Origin of the sequence: Methanobacterium sp. (assembly GCF_016217785.1) — an archaeon.
Lineage (GTDB): Archaea > Methanobacteriota > Methanobacteria > Methanobacteriales > Methanobacteriaceae > Methanobacterium.
The window spans coordinates 328,112-348,578 of record NZ_JACRGA010000005.1 but is presented as its reverse complement, the minus strand read 5'-3'; the positions used below and the strand labels follow the sequence as shown (position 1 = coordinate 348,578).

The following is a 20,467-nucleotide window of genomic DNA, read 5'->3' as shown; positions in this document are numbered from 1 at the left end:
AAATATCTCCAGATTTTATAAAAGGGTCTCCTTATTTAAAAGGGAGTGTAAACCACTGCCAGCATTTTTGAATCCTTTTCTTTGGCATGAACGTGGTGGGGGACCACTGAATCGTAGTAAATACTATCTTCTGCTTCCAGTAGGTAGCTTTCCTGCCCGTAAAGCACTTCTATTTTTCCCTGGATAACATATAGGAATTCTTCACCTTCGTGGGATGCCAGCTGGTAATCCTGGTTTTCGGTGGGGTGGATATCGATGAGGAACGGTTCCATGTGTCGGTCTCCCTTCCCATAGGCAAGTGAGTAGAATTCCAATGCACTCTTGTTGCTGTGTTCACCAAGACCCTGACCAGAAAACCTAATTATATTATCTGATTTTCCGGATTTAACCATGAACGGACCGCTGTGGGGAGCATCATCCAGGAAGGTGCCCAGGCGTACGCCCAGCGCTCGTGCAATTTTTAAAAGAGGAGTTAGTGATGGTACCAGTGCTCCGCTTTCCAGGTCTTCTATGAGTTCAACACTACTATAACTGGCATCTGCCAGTTCTTCTACTGACATTTGACGATCTTCTCTTAACTGACGGATTTTCGCTCCAACTTTGTTCTCCTCAGACATGTAAATCACCTTAATTTTATAAATATTATATTCTTCAACTTCATAAACGCTAACTTACCTATATGTACTAAATAACTTACCTATATGTAACTAAATAATTCCAGTATACCAAAAAATTATACTCAGGTTACTTAAACATTTTTTTAATTAGTATACTACCTATCCTCATAAGAACCCTTAAAAGATGTTTTTAGAGATGGTGATTAAATGTTTATCCCATATCTACAACTAATTATCCCATATCTCAACATAATAAAAAAAAGGTTGATTATTTGATTTACTTATTATTTTTAAGGATTAAACATCTACACTGATTAAACGCATATCAGGGTTTATTACCCACAAGAAATCACAATCCGGAACTACTAACACCCCTCAATAGAACACAATCAGGGGGTTGTGGTTCCATTGGTGGGAGTGGTGTTGACTGTGGTATTGTTGGTGGTGTTGGTGGTATTGGTAGTGTTAACCTGAATGTGTTTTACAATATGAACCGGGGTGAAGTTGGAATCACCGATCTCACTGATCTTCTGATCACCGTTTAAATTGAAATTGGATGGAATCAATCCTACACCAATATCTGTACCTATGTTCAATGCATTGGCACCTGAAGCAGCCCCATAGGCAACCAATGCAATCATTAAAACAATGAACAGAGTTCCTGATTTTTTAGGAGTCATTTAATTACCTGTCTAAATTAAAATGATATTTCTACTAGTTAGATATCTTAAAACACCTTTAAATAAATGGTCCCTCATGAGACCATATAATAATCCACCCCATTAATGTTAAATGTGTTTCAGTAATAATGGGGTGAAAATCTATAAAAAGTATCTTAACTAATGAAAAGGAATAAAAATAGGATATTTATTCCACAGTTACACATTTTGCCAGGTTTTTAGGTTTATCAGGGTCAATACCCCTCTGCACGCTTATATGGTATGATAGTAACTGTAAAGGCACAACATAGATCAGGGGTGATAGTAACTCGTTGATCTGGGCGGGGAATTTTATCATGTCACTGGCTTCGAAACTTAAAACCTGATCATCACCTGAGCCAAGACCTATAACCCGTGCTCCCCTGGCTTTGACTTCTTCCACGTTACTGAGGGTTCGGTCGTGGCTTTTACCTGGAGGTACCACTGCTACCACCGGCACACCATCATCGATAAGTGCTAATGGCCCGTGTTTAAGTTCCCCGGCAGCGTATCCCTCACCATGAATGTAGGTTATTTCCTTAAGTTTCAATGCTCCCTCCATTGCTGTGGGATAAGAAAATCCTCTACCAATAAAGAAGAAATCCTGAGCATCTTTGTATTTAGTTGCCATTTCTTTGATTTCATCCTCATAAGAGAGCACCGTCTCCATGTAACCTGGAATCAGTTGAAGTTCCTCTAAAAGCTCCTTGTTTTTACCCATACATGCTGCCAGGAGGTATATGCAGGTTAATTGACTGATATATGTTTTGGTTGCAGCTACACCAATTTCAGGGCCGGCCCTGGTGAATATAACATAATCCGCCTCTCTTGTAGCCGTACTACCAAGTACGTTGACAATTGCCATGGTTTTAGCCTTTTTATTGGCTATTTTAAGGGCTTTCAATGTGTCGGCAGTTTCTCCGGACTGGCTGATGAATATCACCAGGGAATCTGGATCAATGGCCTTTTCTGAGAATTCAAACTCAGAAGCAAGGATCACATCTGTGGGTAATCCTAAAAGGCCTTCAAAAAGATATTTCCCAACCAGGGAAGCATGATAGGATGTTCCACAGGCCACAAAGGTGATTCGTTTGAACTGTGGAAATTTACTGACGATCTTCTCAATATCTGAAACCTCGAAGAGGGTGTTTTTAACTGCTTCGGGCTGTTCATGAATCTCTTTAAGCATGAAATGAGGATAACCACCTTTTTGGGCCATTTCAGGAGTCCATTTAATGGTTTCTATCTTTTTATCCATTACCTTACCCTCGCGGTCCTTTACAGTGATGCCCTCTGCATCCATGATGAATGTTTCATGGTCTGCCAGGTAAATAATCCGTCTGGTGTGCTGTAGTATGGCTGGAGCATCAGAAGCCAGGAAATATTCGCCGTTTCCCAGTCCCAGTATAAGTGGGCTTTCCTTTCGGACCCCCATGATTTTATTGGGTTCATCAACACTGATAACTGCAAAGGCATAGGACCCATGAAGCTTGTTGATGGCCTGATTCATGGCCGCCTCCAGATCTAGTCCATCTTTATGATATTTTTCAATGAGATGGGCAATAACCTCTGTATCAGTTTGGGACACGAAATGGTGTCCTTCACCTACCAGCTCATCCTTAAGTTCCTTGTAGTTTTCTATGATACCGTTATGAACCACTGCTATTTTTCCCTCACAATCTGTGTGAGGATGAGCATTTACCCGGGTTGGAAGACCATGGGTGGCCCAGCGAACATGACCTATCCCCATTTCTCCAGGAAGTTCTTCTAAGTGGAGTTCCTCTGAAACTTCATCAATTTTTCCCTTGTCTTTCCTGATCCAAATCCCTGATGATGAGTAAGTAGCAATGCCCACCGAGTCATAACCCCGGTATTCCAGGCGCTGCACACAATCCAAGAGCACAGGTGCTGCTTTATCAGTTTTAAGTATACATCCCACAATTCCGCACATTTTAATTTCACCCAAGTAAGTGTTTTTTAAATAGTTAAGTAAATGGTAAATAATGCTAATCTATTATAATCCTAAGCTATAATAATTTCTAATGTAGTTTTATCTTAATGTAGTTTAATATCTATATAAACATTTGACAATAAATAATGAAATGGAGTTTAACATGAATCTTGATAAGGGAAATCTCCTATACCGGGGTAAAGCCAAGGATGTGTACCAGACCAGCCAGCCACAGCAGGTTTTAGTAAAATTCAGAGATGACATAACCGCAGGGGATGGGGAAAAGAAGGAAGTTATGAGCTTGAAGGGCTATTACAACTCCCTAATCTCAGCTAAACTTTTCGAACTGCTGGAAGATGCGGGTATAAAAACCCAGTACATCGATTTACCCGAACCGGGATACATGCTATCCCATAAACTGGATATGATACCCCTGGAAGTGATCACTAGAAATATAGCTGCAGGAAGCCTTCTTAGAAGGTTCCCATTCCAAGAAGGGCAGACATTCCATCCTCCCATTATTCAGATGGATTATAAGAATGATGAATACCATGATCCCATGCTTAACGATGACATCATCCTGGCCCTGGATCTGGCTAGTAGCGAAGATCTGGAAGCCATCCGAAAAATCACCCTGAAGATCAATGAGGTTCTGAAAAGCTACCTGGAAAGCAGGGGACTCATCTTTCCAGACTTTAAAATAGAATTTGGTCGTGATGCAGATGGAAACATTGTCCTGGGGGATGAAATCAGCCCAGACACCTGCCGGTTCTGGGATAGTGAAACCTGTGATATTCTGGATAAGGATCTTTTCAGAAAGGGTGAATCTGGAGTTATTGAAGCCTACCAGAAGGTAGCCAACATAATATTAGATGATGAAGATAAGAAAAGATGGAATTTAGATTTTTAAATTATGAAAGACAGAAATTCGATTGAAACAGAAATTCAATTATTTAATAAATTTATAAAATTAATAGATTTAAAAAGAATTAACTGATTTATAAATATAATTTATTATGGAATTAATCTCGGGTGATGCCAATGAAATACCATGCACAAGTTGAAATAAGTCTCAAAAAAGGAATGCTCAATCCAGAAGCTTCCACCATCCAGAGGGCACTGGCCCTTTTAGACTATCAGGTGGAGGATACTGCTACCATTGAAATAGTAAAATTCACACTGGAAGCAGAAACCCCTGATGTGGCCCGTGAGGAAGTGGTCCAGATGTGCGAGCGATTGCTCTGCAACCCGGTGATCCACGACTACCAAATCCAGATTGAAGCTGCAGGTGACTAAAATGAAAGTGGGGATCATACGCTTCCCCGGCTCCAACTGCGACCGGGACGTGTTCTGCGCCCTGGAACTTGCTGGAGCTGAACCTGATTATGTCTGGTGGAACCAGAGGGACCTATCACAATTTGAAGCAATTGTTATCCCCGGAGGGTTCTCTTATGGGGATTATCTTCGTGCAGGAGCTATTGCAGCCATCACCCCCGTGATTGAAGGAATCAAAGAGATTGTCAAGGATGAAAAACCAGTTTTAGGAATATGTAACGGTGCCCAGATCCTGGCAGAAGTAGGCCTGGTGCCCGGAGTGTTCACCCTCAACCAAAAAGCACAGTTCATCTGCGAATGGGTTGAATTAGAGGTTAAAACCAATAGAACACCTTTTACTCATCTTTACCAGAAGAATGAAGTCATCAAGATACCCATCGCACATGCTGAAGGTCGTTATTACACAGAATACATTGATGAGCTTCGTGATCAGGACCAAATTGTACTGGGATTTGAAGGGGAGAACCCCAATGGTTCCATGGATGCGATTACTGGAGTATGTGACCTGGAAGGACTGGTGTGTGCAGTTATGCCCCACCCTGAAAGAGCTTCAGAATCTATTTTAGGATCAGATGATGGTTTAAAGTTTTTTAAGGGAATTGTCGATTCTAAATAAGAATTTTTGAATCCAATGGATTGAATATTTTGGTACCAAACAGATTTTTATAAAAAAATTTCACACGGTGAATTCATGGTAGTTTATTTAGTAGGTGCAGGACCCGGGGATCCAGATCTAGTGACCCTTAAAGCCATTAAAACCCTGCAAAAAGCAGATGTAGTGGTTTATGATCGTCTGGCCAATGAGGAAATACTCAAGTACGCCAGTGGCGCAGGCATGATCTACGTGGGTAAAAGGGCAGGAGCCCACTCCAAAAAACAGGAAGAAATAAACCAGATACTCATAGAACAGGGAAAAAAACATGATATAGTGGTCCGCCTCAAGGGAGGTGACCCCTTTGTCTTTGGTAGGGGTGGCGAGGAAATACTAGCCCTGCAGGATGAGGGAATAGCTGTGGAAGTGGTGCCGGGTGTAACCTCCGCTATTGGTGTCCCTACCACAGTAGGGCTGCCTGTAACCCACCGAGGGGTGGCCACTTCATTCACTGTGGTAACTGGCCATGAAGATCCCACTAAAAAAGAGAGGCAGGTTCAGTGGAACTACAATGCAGATACCATTGTTATTCTCATGGGTGTGGGCCATCTGGAGGAAAATATTAATGAAATCATGAAGTACAAGGATCCCCAGACTCCAGTGTGTGTCATTGAAAAGGGCACTACCCCTGATGAGCGAATTGTAATCGGTACTCTGGACAACATTACCAAAAAACATATCAATCCCCCGGCCCTGGTGATAATCGGACCAGTGGTTGATGTTTTTGAGGATATACGGAATAATAGACCAGAGGATTCAGTATGAATGGATTGGAAGGTAAAGAGGATCCAATATGAATGGATTGGAAGGTAAAGTAATTGGAATAACCCGGCCCCTGGAACGTTCCCAGGCTGCAGTAGAGATAGTTCAGGACCATGGGGGAATTCCTTTAGTGGTTCCCACCCTTGAACTGGAGGCTTTTGCCAGTGACTCTCTAATGGATCTCTGCCAGCGGGCTGGTGAACAGGACTGGATAATATTCACTTCCCCCGCATCACTGGAATCACTGTTTAAATACTGTCCAGATTTTAAGGAAAAACTAAACACCCATTGCCAGGTGGCGGTTATTGGACCTCGCACAGAACGAGTTTTAAATGATTACGGCATCCAGGCAGATATAGTGCCCGAGGATTATACTGCTGAGGGCCTTCTGAAGGAATTCCAGGGAATAGATCTTGATAAAAAGAAGATAGGGGTTCCCCGTACATTCAAAGCAAGAGACGTACTCCCTGAGGGTTTGAGGAAAATGGGGGCCACTGTTTATCTGGCAGAGGCCTACAAATCCACCAAACCTCATGATACCAGCAGGGTTCAGTTGCTGGTGGATGAAATAATCCAGGGGAAAGTTGATGCAGTGACCTTTACCAGCCCTCTAACTGTCACCAATCTCTTTGAAATGGCTGGAGATAAGAAAGAACAGTTAATAAATTCTTTTAAAGAGGGAAAAGTTTTAGCAGCAGCCATTGGCCCCATTACCCAGAAACCTCTGGAAGAAATGGGAATAAAATCAGCCATCCCCTCCAAGTACACTGTAAAGGCCATGTTAATGCAACTAAAGGAAGAGATGAGTCATTAACTTTAACATGAGCAAATAACCATTAAAAATTATAAAATAAAAAACGATTCATTAAATAAAAAAAATCACTAAATAAATGATGCATTACATGTTATTATAGAAATTAACTTAAATGAGCAACTTTTAGGAGCTGTTGATTATGAAAGATGAAACTAGAACAATCATCTGGCCTGTTTATCTGGATTCGGGAAAGAGCAAATCTGCGGGAAGGAAAATTCCAAAAAAACAGGCTGTAAGCTCACCAAAATTACGTGAAATTACCCAGGCCGCTAAAAAACTGAGATTGAACCCTTCTGTAGAGAAGTATAAATCTTACCCTTCTTCCTGGTGGGAAGGATCAGGAAGGATAATAATTGATCGGAAAATGAGTAAAAAAGAAGTTCTCATTAAACTAAGCAACCTCATCAATGGTTCCCGAAAAGACAAATAAAAATATTTTTAATGAGGAAAGGAATGATAAATGGCTGCTATACAAGATATGAATAAATCCCTGGCTAAAGCTAATGAAATGATTAGAAATGCAGAGGATGTTAAAATATACAGCCACATAGACTGTGATGGAATATCCGCCGGAGCAATACTATCCTCAACACTGGATCGTCTGGGAATAGACCATGAAATAGATTTTATAACCCTTGACCGGATTCCAGAACTGGAAAAAGATCATGACCTCACCATATTCTCAGATCTGGGTTCAGGACAAAATTTAGATAATTTCAACACTTCTGGATCCAAAATTCTCATCCTGGACCATCACCCCCCGGTAAGGAAAATATCCTCAGGAGAAAATGGTTTTCTGGAGATAAACCCCAACTACTACGGCATCGATGGTTCATATCAGGTTTCAGGGGGAGGTATGTGTTACCTTCTGGCTAAAACTTTTGATTTTTATGATTTAAGCTGGATTGGTGTTTTAAGTGCTGTTGGAGATATGCAAAACAGTTTATCCGGGAAGTTAGTGGGTATAAATGAAGGTATATTAAACGATGGGATTAATAAGGGATTGGTGGGATCAGTCAATGACCTGTCCATCTATGGAAGGCAAACCAGACCATTATTTGTGGCTTTATCCTACTTTGGTGATGTGAAACTTCCCATCACCAACAATCGTAATGAAGCCATGCAGTTTTTGAAAAATCTGAACATACCACTTAAAAATGGTAGAAAACAGCGCACACTTTACGATTTAAGCAGGGAAGAGAAGGGCAGGATCTTCACTGAACTGGTGAGAATGATGAGCCGGGAAGTACCACCCCGTTATGTTAAGTACATTCCCCGTCTGGTGGCAGGGGATGCCTATGAATTCATGGAAGAGGAAGAGTACTCGCCCCTCCGTGATGCCAGTGAATTTTCAACAGCCATCAACGCCTGCAGCCGGCATAAAAATCCAGAAATAGCTTTAAAGGTTCTTAAAGGGGATAGAGGTATGGCTCTGGATGATATGGAAATGTTAAGTAAGGAACACCGCCAGTATCTGGCCCAGAAGATGAACTGGGTTCAGGAAGAGGACCGGATTAAAAGCATGAAGAACCTGCAGTACTTCCAGGGTAATGAAATTAAAAGTGAGGTTATCGGGACCATAGCCGGCATGATTCTCAGTTATGGTGACTGGAGAAAACCAATGATTGGTTTCACTCGGATAAATGATGAAAATGATGGTTTGAAGATTTCTCTGCGTTGTTCCAGACTTTTAGCCTTTGATGGGATTCATTTCGGCCATATCATAAGTAAGGTAGCAGCCAAGGTAGGGGGCAGTGGTGGTGGTCACTCTGTGGCCTGCGGTGCTTACATCCCCAGTGAAAAACAGGAGCAATTCCTGAAACTCTTCGACGAATCCCTGAATGGTGTCCTGTAATTATAATTCTTAAAAAAAACTTCATGTATAATATTAAATTATTGTACAATCCATTGAAAATACAATCCATTGAAAAAAAAAGAAATTTACATGTCAAAGTTATTAATTATATTAAAAAAACTCTTAGATGTTAATAGATTTTTAAAATCCTAAAAGGGTGCATATATGAAAGTTTTTAAGAAAAAAGGGGAACTCACCAAGTTCCAGATCTTAGCGGAGATTGCCAAAGGTCAACCCCATCTACGTCAAAAGGACATTGCTGATGAGTTGGGTATCACAGTCCAGGCAGTTTCAGAGAATTTGAAGACTTTGGTGGATGAAGGATGGGTTGAAACTGGCAGTGGCCAGGCACGTTACAAGATCACCAAGCGTGGGATTGAAAAAGTGAAAACTGGTGCTAATGATCTCCGCAAATATGCGGATCAGGTCATTGACACCATGAATACATATAAATCTGTTTGGCCAGCCATTGCTGGTGAAGACCTAAAGGAAGGAGAAGCAGTATGGCTTAAAATGGAAGAAGGAACCTTATATGTAGGTAAGGAAAAGACTCCAGCCCATGCTGAAGTTCTCCATGATGTGAAAAAGGGTGAAGATGTGGCACTGGTGAGTTTAGGTGGGACAATCGAACTTGAACCTGGATTTGTAGTTATTATCAAACTCCCCACCATTAATCAGGGCGGTACCCATGCCTGTGACCTTGACCATGTTCAGGAACTTCTAAAGAAATATGATAATCGCATCCAGCGGGTGGGTATCATGGGAACTGTCTCCAGATCCATGGTGGATAAACTGAATATCAAACCAGATTTTGAATTTGCCACACCCCAGGCAGCTGTTGCCGCTGCTAACCGGGGTTTAAACGTGCTGATATTTGCAGTGGGTAAGATGACCCGAACTTTAACCAATAGAATGGATGAGGAAGGGATCAACTACGTTATTGAAGATGTTCTGACCTGAAAAAAGGATGAATCAACCCAGATTAATAGCTAAAAACCAAACATGTACTGTTTTTATAATCCACCTTAATCTTCTTTTTAAACAATTCTACAACCACAGTGGTCAACCCGGGCAACTATTGATCCCTCCACACTATTATCCGGTGTATCAGAGATGGCAAATGCTGTTTTTCCCAGCATGGCCATGGACGCACCCAAGGTCTCGTCCTTAAGGACATTCACAATCTCCATCACTTCAGGGTCAATTAGTCCAGTTTTTTGGGCAAATTCAAGGGATAAATCCATGAAATTTGTAACCTGAGGGTTAAGTAATAATTTTTGAAGCATGTCCCGGGCTACACTGTTAACTTTATGCGTCATATCCGGATCATTCAGTACCGATGCTGTTTCAATGGTTCCTAAACTTTTTGATATTACAAAGAGTCCTTCCCCATCATCCTTACTGCCACGTTCCCTGCCATCAAGAAGTTTATCTGCCTTTCCGTATCCCGGGGCACCGGGTTCTATCCGCACAGGGAACCCTCCAATCACTGACCCCATAACATCCCCCATACCTGTTTTCAAATCTACTTCAGCATTATGGGCAACTGCAGCAGCCTGGTTAAATGTTAAAGGTAGTTTAAGGAGTTTTGAGAGCCCTATGGATGTACCCAGAGCAAATCCAGCGGATGCACCGAATCCTGATTCTATAGGTACATTAATCCGATGATTGACGATTATTTTTAACTGATCCCATCCTATTTCTTCAGAAAAATGTTTTTTGAGTAAATCCAAGGTTTTATAGGTTATTGAACCTTCCAGTGGAAAGTTCAGGTCATTGGTTTTCCCATTGGTTTTAATAATGATCTCACCATTTCCTTCACATGCATCCACCGTGGTCAGGACTCCCTGGTCCAGGACCACTCCTGCTCCACGGGATCCCCTGATTAGAGGGTTAGAGTGGTCAATGATCTCGAAAAAACCGGTTATGTGAGAGGGGGCGAAGACTAATGATTGCAATTTATCACCACATTTATTATATCCTCTGATAAATAAATATAAAGGTATATTAATTCATTATAAAGTAAATCCCAGTTAAGTTTATTAAAAATAGAGATGTTTAGGAAAGGGATTGTTAAGATAAAAGATTTAACTAATATAAATGGATTTATCTAATGAACTTAGAAATAAAGGATAAAAATAGGATAAAATTGTTATAATAATTAGATAATGTAGTAAAATACAAGGAGAACCCGGTATGGGAAAACGAATAGACTTACACACCCATAGCATATTCAGTGATGGTGAACTCCTACCATCTGAAATAGCACGTCGAGCCTGCGTTTTAGGCCATCAGGCAGTGGCAATCACCGACCATGTGGATGCCTCCAATCTGGACTGTGTTGGACGAGTTATTAACGCAGTTTTAGACATCAGAGATAACTGGGACATTGAAATTGTTCCTGGAGCGGAAATAACCCATGCACCCTCTGAAATAATCCCCAAACTGGCAAAAAAGGCCAAGGAATTAGGGGCAGAAGTCATTGTAGTGCACGGTGAGACACTGGTGGAACCAGTGATTGAAGGGACCAACTGGAGTGCGGTTAACTGTACCGATGTTGATGTGTTAGCACACCCCGGCCTTATAACCCATGAAGAAGCACGAATTGCTAAAGAAAATGATATAGCTTTGGAGATAAGTGCCCGGAGAGGTCACAGTCTGGGTAATGGACATGTGGTTCAGGTGGCCTTGGAAGTGGGGGCCAATCTGGTGGTGGACACTGACACCCATGCACCAGGAGACTTGGTAAACTATGAAATGGCTGAGAAAATAGCATTAGGGGCAGGTCTACCTGAAAAAGAAATTAAAAAAGTTTTAAGGGATAACCCTCTGAACATACTCCAAAAAAAGGGTATACTATAAAGGAGGAATGCTAATTATAATCAAAATAAAATGAGGAACGCTAATTATAATCAGCCGGTTAATTATTCCCAAATTAACTTCTTTTTTATCGAATTTACTGTTTCTTAGTAAAATATTTTTTAAAACTCAGAAATTTAAAACTCAGAACATCCCTAACATAATCTCCCATAAATTTATATAACCCCTAAAATTGGTTTTATAAAACAGCATACTCAACAATGAGGTCTTCTCCCAGATTATAACTCTTTTTAAACTTTAAACGAAAGGCATCTTTCATATAATCTGCTCCATCTCCATCTACCAGAGTCTTAGCCCTGGTTCCCCCGGCTATCATAGGGGCTATGCACACCCTTACTTCACTTACCAGTCCTGCTTCGAGCATGGAATAATTCAAAGTGGACCCTCCTTCAAGCATTAAGGTTTTAATCCCTTTATTTCCCAGTTGGTCCATCAAACAGTTTAAATCAACATGTTCATCCCCGCAGATAATCACTTCAGCTTTACCATCCTCTTCAAGAGTCTTTATTTTTTCCAGAGGGGCTTGATTGGAAACTGCGATGATAGTGGGGGCTTCCGGGCTGAGAATCCTATACTCCGAGGGTGTGCGGGCTTTACTATCCACCACCACCCTCACCGGGTTGTCTTTGGGGTTTGCAGAGATTTTGTGGACTGTGAGGCGAGGGTCATCCGCCAGGACCGTGTTTATCCCCACCATTATAGCATCCATCTCCCTCCGGAGCCTGTGCACCCTTAAAAAATCGTCCTGGCCAGAAATTTCAGAACTACCAGTTCTGGTGGCGATCTTTCCATCGAGGGTCATGGCTGCATTGAGTATAACTTTAGGTTTTATGATAAGCACTTCCCGGTTTATTCTTTAAAATAATTTCCATGATCAATTCATGAAAAAATATAAAAATATTTAAGAGGGAGACCTTACTGGTTGCCTCCGCCTATTATGTAGGATATGTCCTGGAAAATCTGCTGTATTTGCTGTATAATTGAGCTGATTGTGTTGAGAATGTCCTGAATTGGATCCAGGGTTTTTTGAACTTCCTGTGCTGTGTCATTGGTTGCCTTACTTGCATTCTGGAGTGCCTGATCTGCATTGTTTTTTACATCACTCAAACTGGATTCTTCTGCAGCTATAACGGGTTGGAACAATAAAAACACTGCCAATAATACTAAAAAACTCGTGAGTAACTTCTTCACATTAATCACCCTCTTAATTTAATGTTTGTCTATAATGTCCTTTTTTAGGTACATTATAACTAAATGAGTACACTATAACTAAATTATTAGGGAAGCGTAGATATTAAATGTATACCCCGATGTATACTTGTAAAGAAGTTATCTCAAATTTATACTTTAAAATACAAATAGACCCAAAACCACAGAAAAACTAATATTAGGTAAGTGTGATCATGAGTGAAGATAGATACCAGAAAGGCATGGAAAATTTGAAAAAAATGAATCCTGATTCTTACAGAAACCTGGAAAAACTCTTAGATGATGTAGCCCCTGATATGGCTCGTTACATTGCTGAATTCCCCTATGGGGATATCTATTCCAGGCCAGGTCTGGATCTTAAAACCCGGGAACTGGTTACCATTGCCTCCATCACCACCCTGGGAAGCGCTCAGACAGAGCTTAAAAGTCACGTCCACGGTGCTTTAAACGTAGGCTGCACTCCCCGTGAGATAATCGAAGTCATAATCCAGATGGCTGTTTATGCTGGTTTTCCAGCCGCAATTAATGGCTTAATATCAGCTAAAGAAGTTTTCCAGGAAAGGAATGAAGATTTTGAAAAATAACTAAATAATTTCCATTAACCCCATTCATATTTTACTTTTTTGAATGTGCATCTGCTATTTAATCAATTATTCTACTATCAAAATCGTTCTAACTCAAAATCGTTTCTACCATTAAAACCCGAATATTTCCCGGGCACTGGTATCAGTTACATTAGCTACTTCTTCTGCTGAGATTGATTTGACTTTTGCAATGGTTTTAACAGTTTCCTCAACAAAAGCCGGTTCATTTCTCTGTCCTTTAAATGGTGAAAGATAGGGGCTGTCAGTTTCTGTGAGGAGCTGGGATAGGGGTAGTTCAGCAGCCAGTTGTTGATGATGCTCTGAAAAACAGACAATAGTGGAAAGGGAGATGAAGTATCCCTCCCCAATTATCTTCCAGGCAGTTTGGAGATCTCCACCATAACAGTGAAATATTACTTGGGGAATAGAATGGTGTTTTTTAACCATTTCCAGGGCTTTTTCCTCGGCATCTCGGGCATGTATCACCAGTGGCATCTGGTACTCTGCTGCCATTTCAAGGAATGTTTCAAAGAGTTTTATCTGTTTGTTTTTATCCTCTTCACTGTCTAAACCATTAAAATCAAGGCCAGTCTCACCAAGAGCAACTGCATTATCAATATTAGCATCAATTTCTGCTAAAGCCTGTTTTATAATATTAGCATCAGACTTAGATGCGTTTGAAGGATGGAATCCCAGGGTAGGGTATACAAAATTTTCATATTCCTCTGCCAGTTTCAGGGTGCGTCTGTTGCCTCCCAGTGTGGCTCCAGAATTCACAATGGCTGTGAGTTTCTCCTGTGCATGGCTGATAACTTCCTGTCGGTTTTTATTGTAGACTTTAAAATCAACATGACAGTGGCTGTCGATCATTTAACCACCTATACTTTAAAATGTAGATGTCCATCCCTATTTCAGAATATATCGATTATGGGATATTGATCCTAGGGGCTCTCCACTTAAACTCCGTATCGCCTTTCTCTCTGCTGATAAGAACGTAATGCTCTTAAAAAGTCGACTTTCCTGAGTTGTGGCCATAAACTATCGCAGAAGTAGAGTTCAGAGTAGGATGATTGCCATAATAGGAATCCGCTGAGTCTTTCTTCACCGCTGGTTCTGATAATCAGGTTAGGATCCTCCAGACCGGCAGTGTAAAGGTTTTCATTTACCAGTTCCTCGTTAATATCATCCGGAGTTATTTTTCCTTCTTGAACTTCGTTAGCTATCTTTTTTATAGCATCAATGATCTCCATACGCCCATCATATCCAATGGCAATGTTTACCAATCTTTGGTTATATTTAGCAGTTGATTCCTCGGCTATGTGGATGGCTTCCCTGACATCCTCAGGCAGGAGTTCTAATTTACCTACTGCCTTTACCCTGACCTGGTTGTTGTGTATCTTTTTGTTACTGGCTATTCCCTCAAAGTTTTCCTTGAAAAGTTGCATCAAACCCTCAACTTCGTTGGGTGGTCTTTTGAAGTTTTCAGTGGAGAATGCATAGGCAGTAACGATTTCAATACCAAGATCAACACACCAGTCCAGAACTCGTTCTAAAGTGCTAAGTCCTTTCTTGTGGCCTTCAATAGCATCAAGATTTCCTTGGATCTTGGAAAAACGACGGTTTCCATCCATAATAATAGCCACGTGTTTGGGCATGAGCTCCGGTCGGAGGTTCCTGGAGATATACCATTCATACAGCCTGTAAAGTGGTGTTAATGCTGACATTTTATATTCCTTTGATTATTTTGATTAATTTGGATTTTGTTATAATCTATCAAATAGTATATTTTGATTCAAATAGAATCACTATTAGGAGTTCTTTATTCCTATTAGGAGTTCTTTATTCCTATTAGGAGTTCTTTATTCCTATTAGGACTTCTTTATTAGTTATTAGGACTTCTTTATTAGTTATTAGGAGTTCTTTATTAGTTATTAGGAATTCTTTATTATATTAATAAGTGGATTTTTTAAACTTAATTAGTAATTTTATATTGTGATTTAGAATTATAGATTTTATGTATTATTTGGTTCTGGCCAGTTTTTCTGCCAGTTTAAGAGCTCGCAAGTAGCCATCTTCACTCTGGGATCGGGAAGTGTCAATGAATATTTCTTTAATACCCAGGGTCACTGCCCCATGGCTTTTAAGCGAACCCAGGAAAACAAGACTGCGGAAAATCAGGTTTCCGCTGATACCGTCTGGTGCCAGTATTAGATTAGCTCCATCAGCAACGGCATCTTCTATTAATATAAAGTAATGTTTAACCGTATATTTATCCCTTGTGATCCGGGTTAACTCTTCAGCTTCCCGGATGGAATCATCAATTTTAGGGCTCCTTCCCACATCCTGTGGCCTTCCCCCAGAGAGAATTGCTATTTTAGGATTTAAGCCCATCTTTTCCAGGAATTTGGCCCCGTAATCAATGATTTTCTTTTTTTGTTCCAGGTTATCTCCTTCATCAATCCCTACTGGAGCTAGGAGAAACTGGTGTCCTTTAAACTCCAGGAGTGATGCTCGGTAAACTTCAGGATACTTCCCCCGAAGACTTGCCATTAGATGGGAGGCACTGAGTGATCCTCTCACTGCAGCATTGACCTTCCCGGTTAATAAAAGGTCTAATAGTTCATTTTCTGACTTCGTCAAAACAACCTTAAAATCAACCCTACGAGCCGCCTGAACTATGGCCTGATTCTCACCCACACCTGCTGCGATTTTCATTAGTTAATATTCTTTCCTTTAAACCTATTTATAATGTAAATACTGATAACTAGATTCATTTTCATAATTTGATTTCAGTTAATTGTGTTATGCAAATATTTTACCAAAATAATATAAATGATAAGAATATAGCTATAACTGGTAAAAATTGTTCGTAAATCATAACTGACCACCATAAAAAGTTAGAACTGATTTTATCATACTAAAATTGAACGTTTAGGAGTTTCAATTGGATCAAAAACTCAATGATAAATAAGTTAAATATATTTTCAATGAGAGTTACAATGTATTTAACCCGGCAAAAAAAAATGAAGGTGTTTTAATGGTTTTTGAAGGAAAAACCCCCCATAATTCCCGAAAATTTTCGGATAATTCAACAGGATATCTAGTTTGCTCTGAATGTAATGGTTATTACAAGTTACAGGGAAACGAATCTCCAGATGACTTTGAAAAGTGTGAATGTGGAAGTTCCCTTACCTATTATGAATCAATGGCACTCTCAGAAGGCACTTTAAAATTCAGTTCCACCCATCCCGGTTCTGATTTAATTAAACCTGAAGAAGTTAAAGATTTGGATCATCTTAAAAAACCAGTAACTATCCATTCCACCACCCCTAACAATTCTAAGGAATCAGGAAGCGAATTCATAATGAATCGTTTTGAAAAACATGACCCAGTCTCTGATGAAGTTTTAACCACCCTCAGACAGGATAAAGGGGATTTATGGGATAATTTAGATGAACTTAGTTCTAAAAAAGGCCATGATCATCAGAAAATTGCCACGGATGATGTTATTGAGGTGAATCGTTTAATGATGCTGGTTGATGAGAAAAGAGCCCTTGAAGAAAATAACGGCCCATCAAAATTAAAATCAGCTTCCAGGAGAATGGGTCCCATTGGCTTTTTAGGTGCAGCCATAGTGTTATTGATAACAGTTCTGGTCTTAACACTGGCCGGTGAAATAGTTTAACTAAATGTTTTGATTAAACAGGAAATATTTAAAATTCAGATTAAAAAAGAAATAGTTTAAAGAGTTATTTTTGTTTTATTGAAAATGAGGTTATCTCATAAATTTTAAAATATTAATCTTATCCCCCATATTAGATTGTAATTTTACAAAATGATTTATACAAATGATTAAATTCCAATTTTAGTGTTCTTTTAATATACCTTTGTTCTTTTCAGCTTATTAACAAACTCTTCCGCATTTTTAAGGTCTTTTACATTAGGTCTGCCCTTATTCATCCCTCCAAATAGTTTAAGAAAACTATTGGTGTTAAATCCTTTACATTGAAATTCATCAACAATCGTGTAACCTTTAGAAAGCAGTTTTTCCCTAAGCATTGAATGATCTTTGGCTGATTTGGATTTTCCAGTTATGCCACTGGTTGAGAAAAGGAATGCTTTCTTATTGTTCACTTGAGGTAACTTATCAGCAAGTTCAAGTAGAGATTCATGGTGTTTTGCACTATAAATCCCGGAACCAAAACCTACCAAATCATATTCTTGAAGTTTTTCGGGTTTAATCTGTTGTGGTGTTTTTATTTCAGCATCAAGAACTTTAACGAAGACATTCGCTATTTTTTCGGTATTATGATGATGATATGAATACAAAACCAAAATAGATTTCATTGGCATTGAATCATTAAAGTTTCCCCCTGGTTTTTCCATTTTTTCACTTTTTTTCAGCAGCTTTAATTCCTTTTTCCATTCCTTCCAGGGTTATCTGGATGTCCTCGGATGAATGGGCCTGGGATATGAAACAGCACTCAAACTGGGATGGGGGAATGAAAACTCCGTTGGTTAGCAGAGTTTGGAAGTAGGTGTTGAATTTCTCGGTGTCAGCAGTTTTAGCCTGGGTATAGTCCCATACCTCACTAGGGGTGAAGTATATCTGGAACATTGATGAGATACCTGCCACCTGATAATCTAAGGATGCATCTTCCAGGATGTTTTCCAGTCCTCGGCGCATCTTCAGTCCCTTAACTTCTGATTCCTTATAAAATTTTTCATCCAGATGTTTCATGGTTTCAAGGCCGGCAGTGATTGATATGGGGTTTCCATTAAAGGTTCCTGCCTGGTAAACATCCCCCTGAGGAGCTATGCGTTCCATGAATTCCCTTTTACCTGCAAATGCACCCATGGGGAATCCTCCCCCTAATATTTTTCCCATGGTCACCAGGTCCGGTGTTACACCGAAATATTCTTGGGCGCCACCAGCAGCTATCCTAAAACCGGTGATTACTTCGTCAAATATGAGTATTATGCCATTTTCAGTAGTTATTTCCCGTAAAAATTCTAGGAACTCTCTTTTAGGAGGTATACAACCCACGTTACCCATAACTGGTTCCAAAATAATGGCAGCCAGATCATCCTTCTCCTTCTTCACCAGATGGCTGATAGCTCCTGCATCATTAAAGGGGACCAGTAAGGTGTTTTTGGTTGTCTCTTCTGGGACTCCTGGGGAATCTGGTAATCCTACGGCACCGGATCCTGATTTTACCAGGACGTAGTCATGGGCACCGTGGTATGCTCCTTCAAATTTCACTATCTTATTTTTACCGGTGACTGCCCTGGCCAGGCGGATGGCACTCATAGTGGCTTCGGTACCTGAGTTAACAAAACGAACCATCTCTGCACAGGGCACCCTTTTTACAACTTCCTTGGCCAGTTTAATCTCTTTCTCAATGGGAACACCATAGGCCGAGCCCTTTAATAGTTGCTTTGAAACTGCTTCCATCACTGGAGGGTAGGCATGACCCAGAACCAGTGGCCCGTAGGCTAGGCAATAATCCAGGTAGCTGTTTCCATCCACATCGAACAGGTTAGATCCTTCTCCTTTAAGAGCAAAGAAGGGGTATGGTTTAATGGCCCTTACTGGGGAGTCAACTCCTCCTGGAAGATAGTTTTTAGCATCTTTGAATAGGTCTTCAGATTTCATGTCATCTTCTCCTAAATGTTCTAAATGTTTGTTTACCACAGATTATCTCGTAATATTGATTAAGGAATTCACCGCAGCCACAGCAACTGGAGTCCCACCTTTAGGACCTTCTGTAACCAGATTAGGAATTGAAGTTTCCTGAAGTGCTTTTTTAGACTCTGCTGCGCCCACAAATCCAACCGGTACACCAACTACTGCTTTGACATCCATTGATCCAGCTTCCACCAGTTCTATTACTTTCCACAGTGCAGTGGGGGCGTTTCCAATTACCACCACCCCGTCAAAATCATCACTAGCCGCCACTTCCATGGCGGCGGCTGCACGGGTGATCTCCTGTTGCTTTGCAAGTTTGATAGCCCTTTCATCATTGATAAAACATTTAACGCTCCCAGAATACTTATTTATACCTGCCTTTACCATGCTGATGTCAGTCAGGATGTCCTTTTCCTCAGAAATTGCCTCAAGACCTTTTTCAACAAAATTTCTACTCATCCGAGTTATATCCGCATACTCGGGATCCGCAGTGGAGTGCACTATCCGTTCCACTATGGATCTCTCCTCCGGTGTCAGATCCCGGGTTTTTTCATCAATGAGGGACCTTACAATCTCTCTACTTTTAGCAGCAATTTCATAGCCCTGTTTTGTAGATGCACCCATGAACATTGGTTTCATATTATCTTTCCGTACTTCTTATTCCTTATTTTTTCCAGTTTAATTGATACAAAAGGGTAAACCGAAAAGATCCTATTAATCCTTAACATATGTTTTTGATTCTATTATTTTAATATATCTACGTTTGGCGATTGATAGATTCTCCTTCACTTTTCAAATCCAATTATTTTTATTCTGTGTGTTATTTCCAGCATACTAAGTGAATTTTCGCTTCTTTAGACTATCTTTACTACCATTAATGTGTTATAATCTATTTCAACTTTTAATAATATTTATTGAAAATAATAGATTTTGGCTTGAATTATTGTTATTTACAGTAAATTTAAGCCATCGATTTGTATAAAACCTTTTCTAGAGAAAATTCCCCATATAATATCCCTAAATCGTCCTCCAGATTTAAAATTTATATAAATTCTCATACAAAAATAATATGTAAGTATTTCTTGTAAGGAGGGGAACATATGAAAAAAAAGGCCAACGAAGTTAAAGGACAGGTACTTCAAACCATTGCAACATTAATCACCACCGCATTTGGATTAATCGCAGCACTAGCATGGAATGAAGCAATAAAAGCAATTATATTGCAGTTTCTTCCAAAAGGAAGTGATTTATGGGGTTTATTAATATATGCAGTGGTCATCACCATTATAGCTGTGGTGGCGACCATACTAATCGCCAGGGCCATATCTCAACCAGAAGAGGTTCAACTGGTTAAGATCGTGGATGAATAACATTAAAAACAATATAAAACTCCAGATAAAAAACAATGGAAAACTGGAGAA

The 20,467-nt window shown here is 40.1% G+C and carries 24 protein-coding genes; 12 read left to right on the top strand and 12 right to left on the bottom strand.

Annotation, left to right across the window (positions count from 1 at the left end; all coding sequences use genetic code 11):
• Positions 1-35: 35 nt before the first annotated feature.
• From HY987_RS03100 to glmS, 3 genes are all read right to left on the bottom strand, one after another.
• Positions 36-617, bottom strand: a complete 582-nt coding sequence (locus HY987_RS03100) for an XRE family transcriptional regulator (protein ID WP_292755529.1) — start codon at positions 615-617, stop codon at positions 36-38.
• 389 nt (positions 618-1,006) lie between these two features.
• The gene (locus tag HY987_RS03095) at positions 1,007-1,297 is read right to left on the bottom strand and encodes a hypothetical protein (protein ID WP_292755527.1); all 291 of its coding nucleotides are present in this window, start codon (positions 1,295-1,297) and stop codon (positions 1,007-1,009) included.
• A gap of 187 nt (positions 1,298-1,484) precedes the next feature.
• Positions 1,485-3,266: a glutamine--fructose-6-phosphate transaminase (isomerizing) gene (gene glmS, locus HY987_RS03090; protein WP_292755525.1), complete on the bottom strand. Its 1,782-nt coding sequence runs from the start codon at positions 3,264-3,266 to the stop codon at positions 1,485-1,487.
• Between the two features lie 163 nt (positions 3,267-3,429).
• Here glmS and purC point away from each other — a divergent pair, with 163 nt between their 5' ends.
• From purC to HY987_RS03050, 8 genes are all read left to right on the top strand, one after another.
• Complete coding sequence (purC, locus tag HY987_RS03085) at positions 3,430-4,176, top strand: phosphoribosylaminoimidazolesuccinocarboxamide synthase (protein ID WP_292755522.1); 747 nt, start codon at positions 3,430-3,432, stop codon at positions 4,174-4,176.
• Between the two features lie 131 nt (positions 4,177-4,307).
• Positions 4,308-4,562: a phosphoribosylformylglycinamidine synthase subunit PurS gene (gene purS, locus HY987_RS03080; RefSeq protein WP_292755520.1), complete on the top strand. Its 255-nt coding sequence runs from the start codon at positions 4,308-4,310 to the stop codon at positions 4,560-4,562.
• 1 nt (position 4,563) lies between these two features.
• Positions 4,564-5,217, top strand: coding sequence for a phosphoribosylformylglycinamidine synthase subunit PurQ (gene purQ, locus HY987_RS03075; protein WP_292755518.1), 654 nt, complete (start codon positions 4,564-4,566; stop codon positions 5,215-5,217).
• Between the two features lie 75 nt (positions 5,218-5,292).
• Positions 5,293-6,018 carry a uroporphyrinogen-III C-methyltransferase gene (gene cobA / locus HY987_RS03070; RefSeq protein WP_292755517.1) on the top strand — a complete coding sequence of 242 codons (726 nt, stop codon included), beginning with the start codon at positions 5,293-5,295 and terminating at the stop codon, positions 6,016-6,018.
• Between the two features lie 28 nt (positions 6,019-6,046).
• Complete coding sequence (locus HY987_RS03065; protein WP_292755515.1) at positions 6,047-6,829, top strand: uroporphyrinogen-III synthase; 783 nt, start codon at positions 6,047-6,049, stop codon at positions 6,827-6,829.
• A gap of 139 nt (positions 6,830-6,968) precedes the next feature.
• Entirely contained in the window at positions 6,969-7,259 is a 291-nt protein-coding gene (locus HY987_RS03060) for a signal recognition particle protein Srp19 (RefSeq protein WP_292755513.1), read from the top strand.
• Positions 7,260-7,289: 30 nt separating this feature from the next.
• On the top strand, positions 7,290-8,684 hold the full coding sequence (gene recJ, locus HY987_RS03055) for a single-stranded-DNA-specific exonuclease RecJ (protein WP_292755511.1): 1,395 nt from the start codon (positions 7,290-7,292) through the stop codon (positions 8,682-8,684).
• 165 nt (positions 8,685-8,849) lie between these two features.
• The gene (locus tag HY987_RS03050; protein ID WP_292755509.1) at positions 8,850-9,644 is read left to right on the top strand and encodes a MarR family transcriptional regulator; all 795 of its coding nucleotides are present in this window, start codon (positions 8,850-8,852) and stop codon (positions 9,642-9,644) included.
• Positions 9,645-9,721: 77 nt separating this feature from the next.
• Here HY987_RS03050 and HY987_RS03045 read toward each other — a convergent pair whose 3' ends face one another.
• On the bottom strand, positions 9,722-10,642 hold the full coding sequence (locus HY987_RS03045; protein ID WP_292755507.1) for a pantoate kinase: 921 nt from the start codon (positions 10,640-10,642) through the stop codon (positions 9,722-9,724).
• Positions 10,643-10,880: 238 nt separating this feature from the next.
• Between HY987_RS03045 and HY987_RS03040 the strand changes: the two genes are divergently transcribed.
• On the top strand, positions 10,881-11,546 hold the full coding sequence (locus tag HY987_RS03040; protein WP_292755505.1) for a histidinol phosphate phosphatase domain-containing protein: 666 nt from the start codon (positions 10,881-10,883) through the stop codon (positions 11,544-11,546).
• A 196-nt stretch (positions 11,547-11,742) separates the two neighbouring features.
• Here the strand turns inward: HY987_RS03040 and HY987_RS03035 are convergent, their stop codons facing one another.
• Both HY987_RS03035 and HY987_RS03030 read right to left on the bottom strand, forming a co-directional pair.
• On the bottom strand, positions 11,743-12,396 hold the full coding sequence (locus HY987_RS03035; RefSeq protein ID WP_292755775.1) for a 2,5-diamino-6-(ribosylamino)-4(3H)-pyrimidinone 5'-phosphate reductase: 654 nt from the start codon (positions 12,394-12,396) through the stop codon (positions 11,743-11,745).
• An 83-nt stretch (positions 12,397-12,479) separates the two neighbouring features.
• Positions 12,480-12,755: a hypothetical protein gene (locus tag HY987_RS03030; protein WP_292755503.1), complete on the bottom strand. Its 276-nt coding sequence runs from the start codon at positions 12,753-12,755 to the stop codon at positions 12,480-12,482.
• 212 nt (positions 12,756-12,967) lie between these two features.
• Here HY987_RS03030 and HY987_RS03025 point away from each other — a divergent pair, with 212 nt between their 5' ends.
• Positions 12,968-13,357 carry a carboxymuconolactone decarboxylase family protein gene (locus tag HY987_RS03025; protein WP_292755501.1) on the top strand — a complete coding sequence of 130 codons (390 nt, stop codon included), beginning with the start codon at positions 12,968-12,970 and terminating at the stop codon, positions 13,355-13,357.
• A 111-nt stretch (positions 13,358-13,468) separates the two neighbouring features.
• Here HY987_RS03025 and HY987_RS03020 read toward each other — a convergent pair whose 3' ends face one another.
• The 3 genes from HY987_RS03020 to mtxX all read right to left on the bottom strand — a co-directional run bounded on the left by HY987_RS03020 (position 13,469) and on the right by mtxX (position 16,072).
• Positions 13,469-14,227, bottom strand: coding sequence for a TatD family hydrolase (locus HY987_RS03020; RefSeq protein ID WP_292755499.1), 759 nt, complete (start codon positions 14,225-14,227; stop codon positions 13,469-13,471).
• Between the two features lie 86 nt (positions 14,228-14,313).
• Positions 14,314-15,081, bottom strand: a complete 768-nt coding sequence (gene uppS, locus HY987_RS03015; RefSeq protein ID WP_292755497.1) for a polyprenyl diphosphate synthase — start codon at positions 15,079-15,081, stop codon at positions 14,314-14,316.
• Positions 15,082-15,376: 295 nt separating this feature from the next.
• On the bottom strand, positions 15,377-16,072 hold the full coding sequence (mtxX, locus tag HY987_RS03010) for a methanogenesis marker protein Mmp4/MtxX (protein ID WP_292755494.1): 696 nt from the start codon (positions 16,070-16,072) through the stop codon (positions 15,377-15,379).
• A 322-nt stretch (positions 16,073-16,394) separates the two neighbouring features.
• Between mtxX and HY987_RS03005 the strand changes: the two genes are divergently transcribed.
• On the top strand, positions 16,395-17,042 hold the full coding sequence (locus HY987_RS03005; protein ID WP_292755492.1) for a hypothetical protein: 648 nt from the start codon (positions 16,395-16,397) through the stop codon (positions 17,040-17,042).
• Between the two features lie 191 nt (positions 17,043-17,233).
• Here HY987_RS03005 and HY987_RS03000 read toward each other — a convergent pair whose 3' ends face one another.
• The 3 genes from HY987_RS03000 to HY987_RS02990 are packed head-to-tail and all read right to left on the bottom strand — an operon-like array spanning position 17,234 to position 19,685.
• The gene (locus tag HY987_RS03000) at positions 17,234-17,743 is read right to left on the bottom strand and encodes a flavodoxin family protein (protein ID WP_292755490.1); all 510 of its coding nucleotides are present in this window, start codon (positions 17,741-17,743) and stop codon (positions 17,234-17,236) included.
• Positions 17,744-17,747: 4 nt separating this feature from the next.
• Positions 17,748-19,013 (bottom strand): glutamate-1-semialdehyde 2,1-aminomutase, encoded by a 1,266-nt coding sequence (gene hemL, locus HY987_RS02995; protein WP_292755488.1) that lies wholly within the window; start codon positions 19,011-19,013, stop codon positions 17,748-17,750.
• Positions 19,014-19,055: 42 nt separating this feature from the next.
• Entirely contained in the window at positions 19,056-19,685 is a 630-nt protein-coding gene (locus HY987_RS02990) for a cobalt-precorrin-8 methylmutase (RefSeq protein WP_292755486.1), read from the bottom strand.
• A gap of 461 nt (positions 19,686-20,146) precedes the next feature.
• Here HY987_RS02990 and HY987_RS02985 point away from each other — a divergent pair, with 461 nt between their 5' ends.
• Positions 20,147-20,416, top strand: a complete 270-nt coding sequence (locus HY987_RS02985; protein ID WP_292755484.1) for a DUF5654 family protein — start codon at positions 20,147-20,149, stop codon at positions 20,414-20,416.
• The last annotated feature ends 51 nt before the right edge of the window (positions 20,417-20,467 follow it).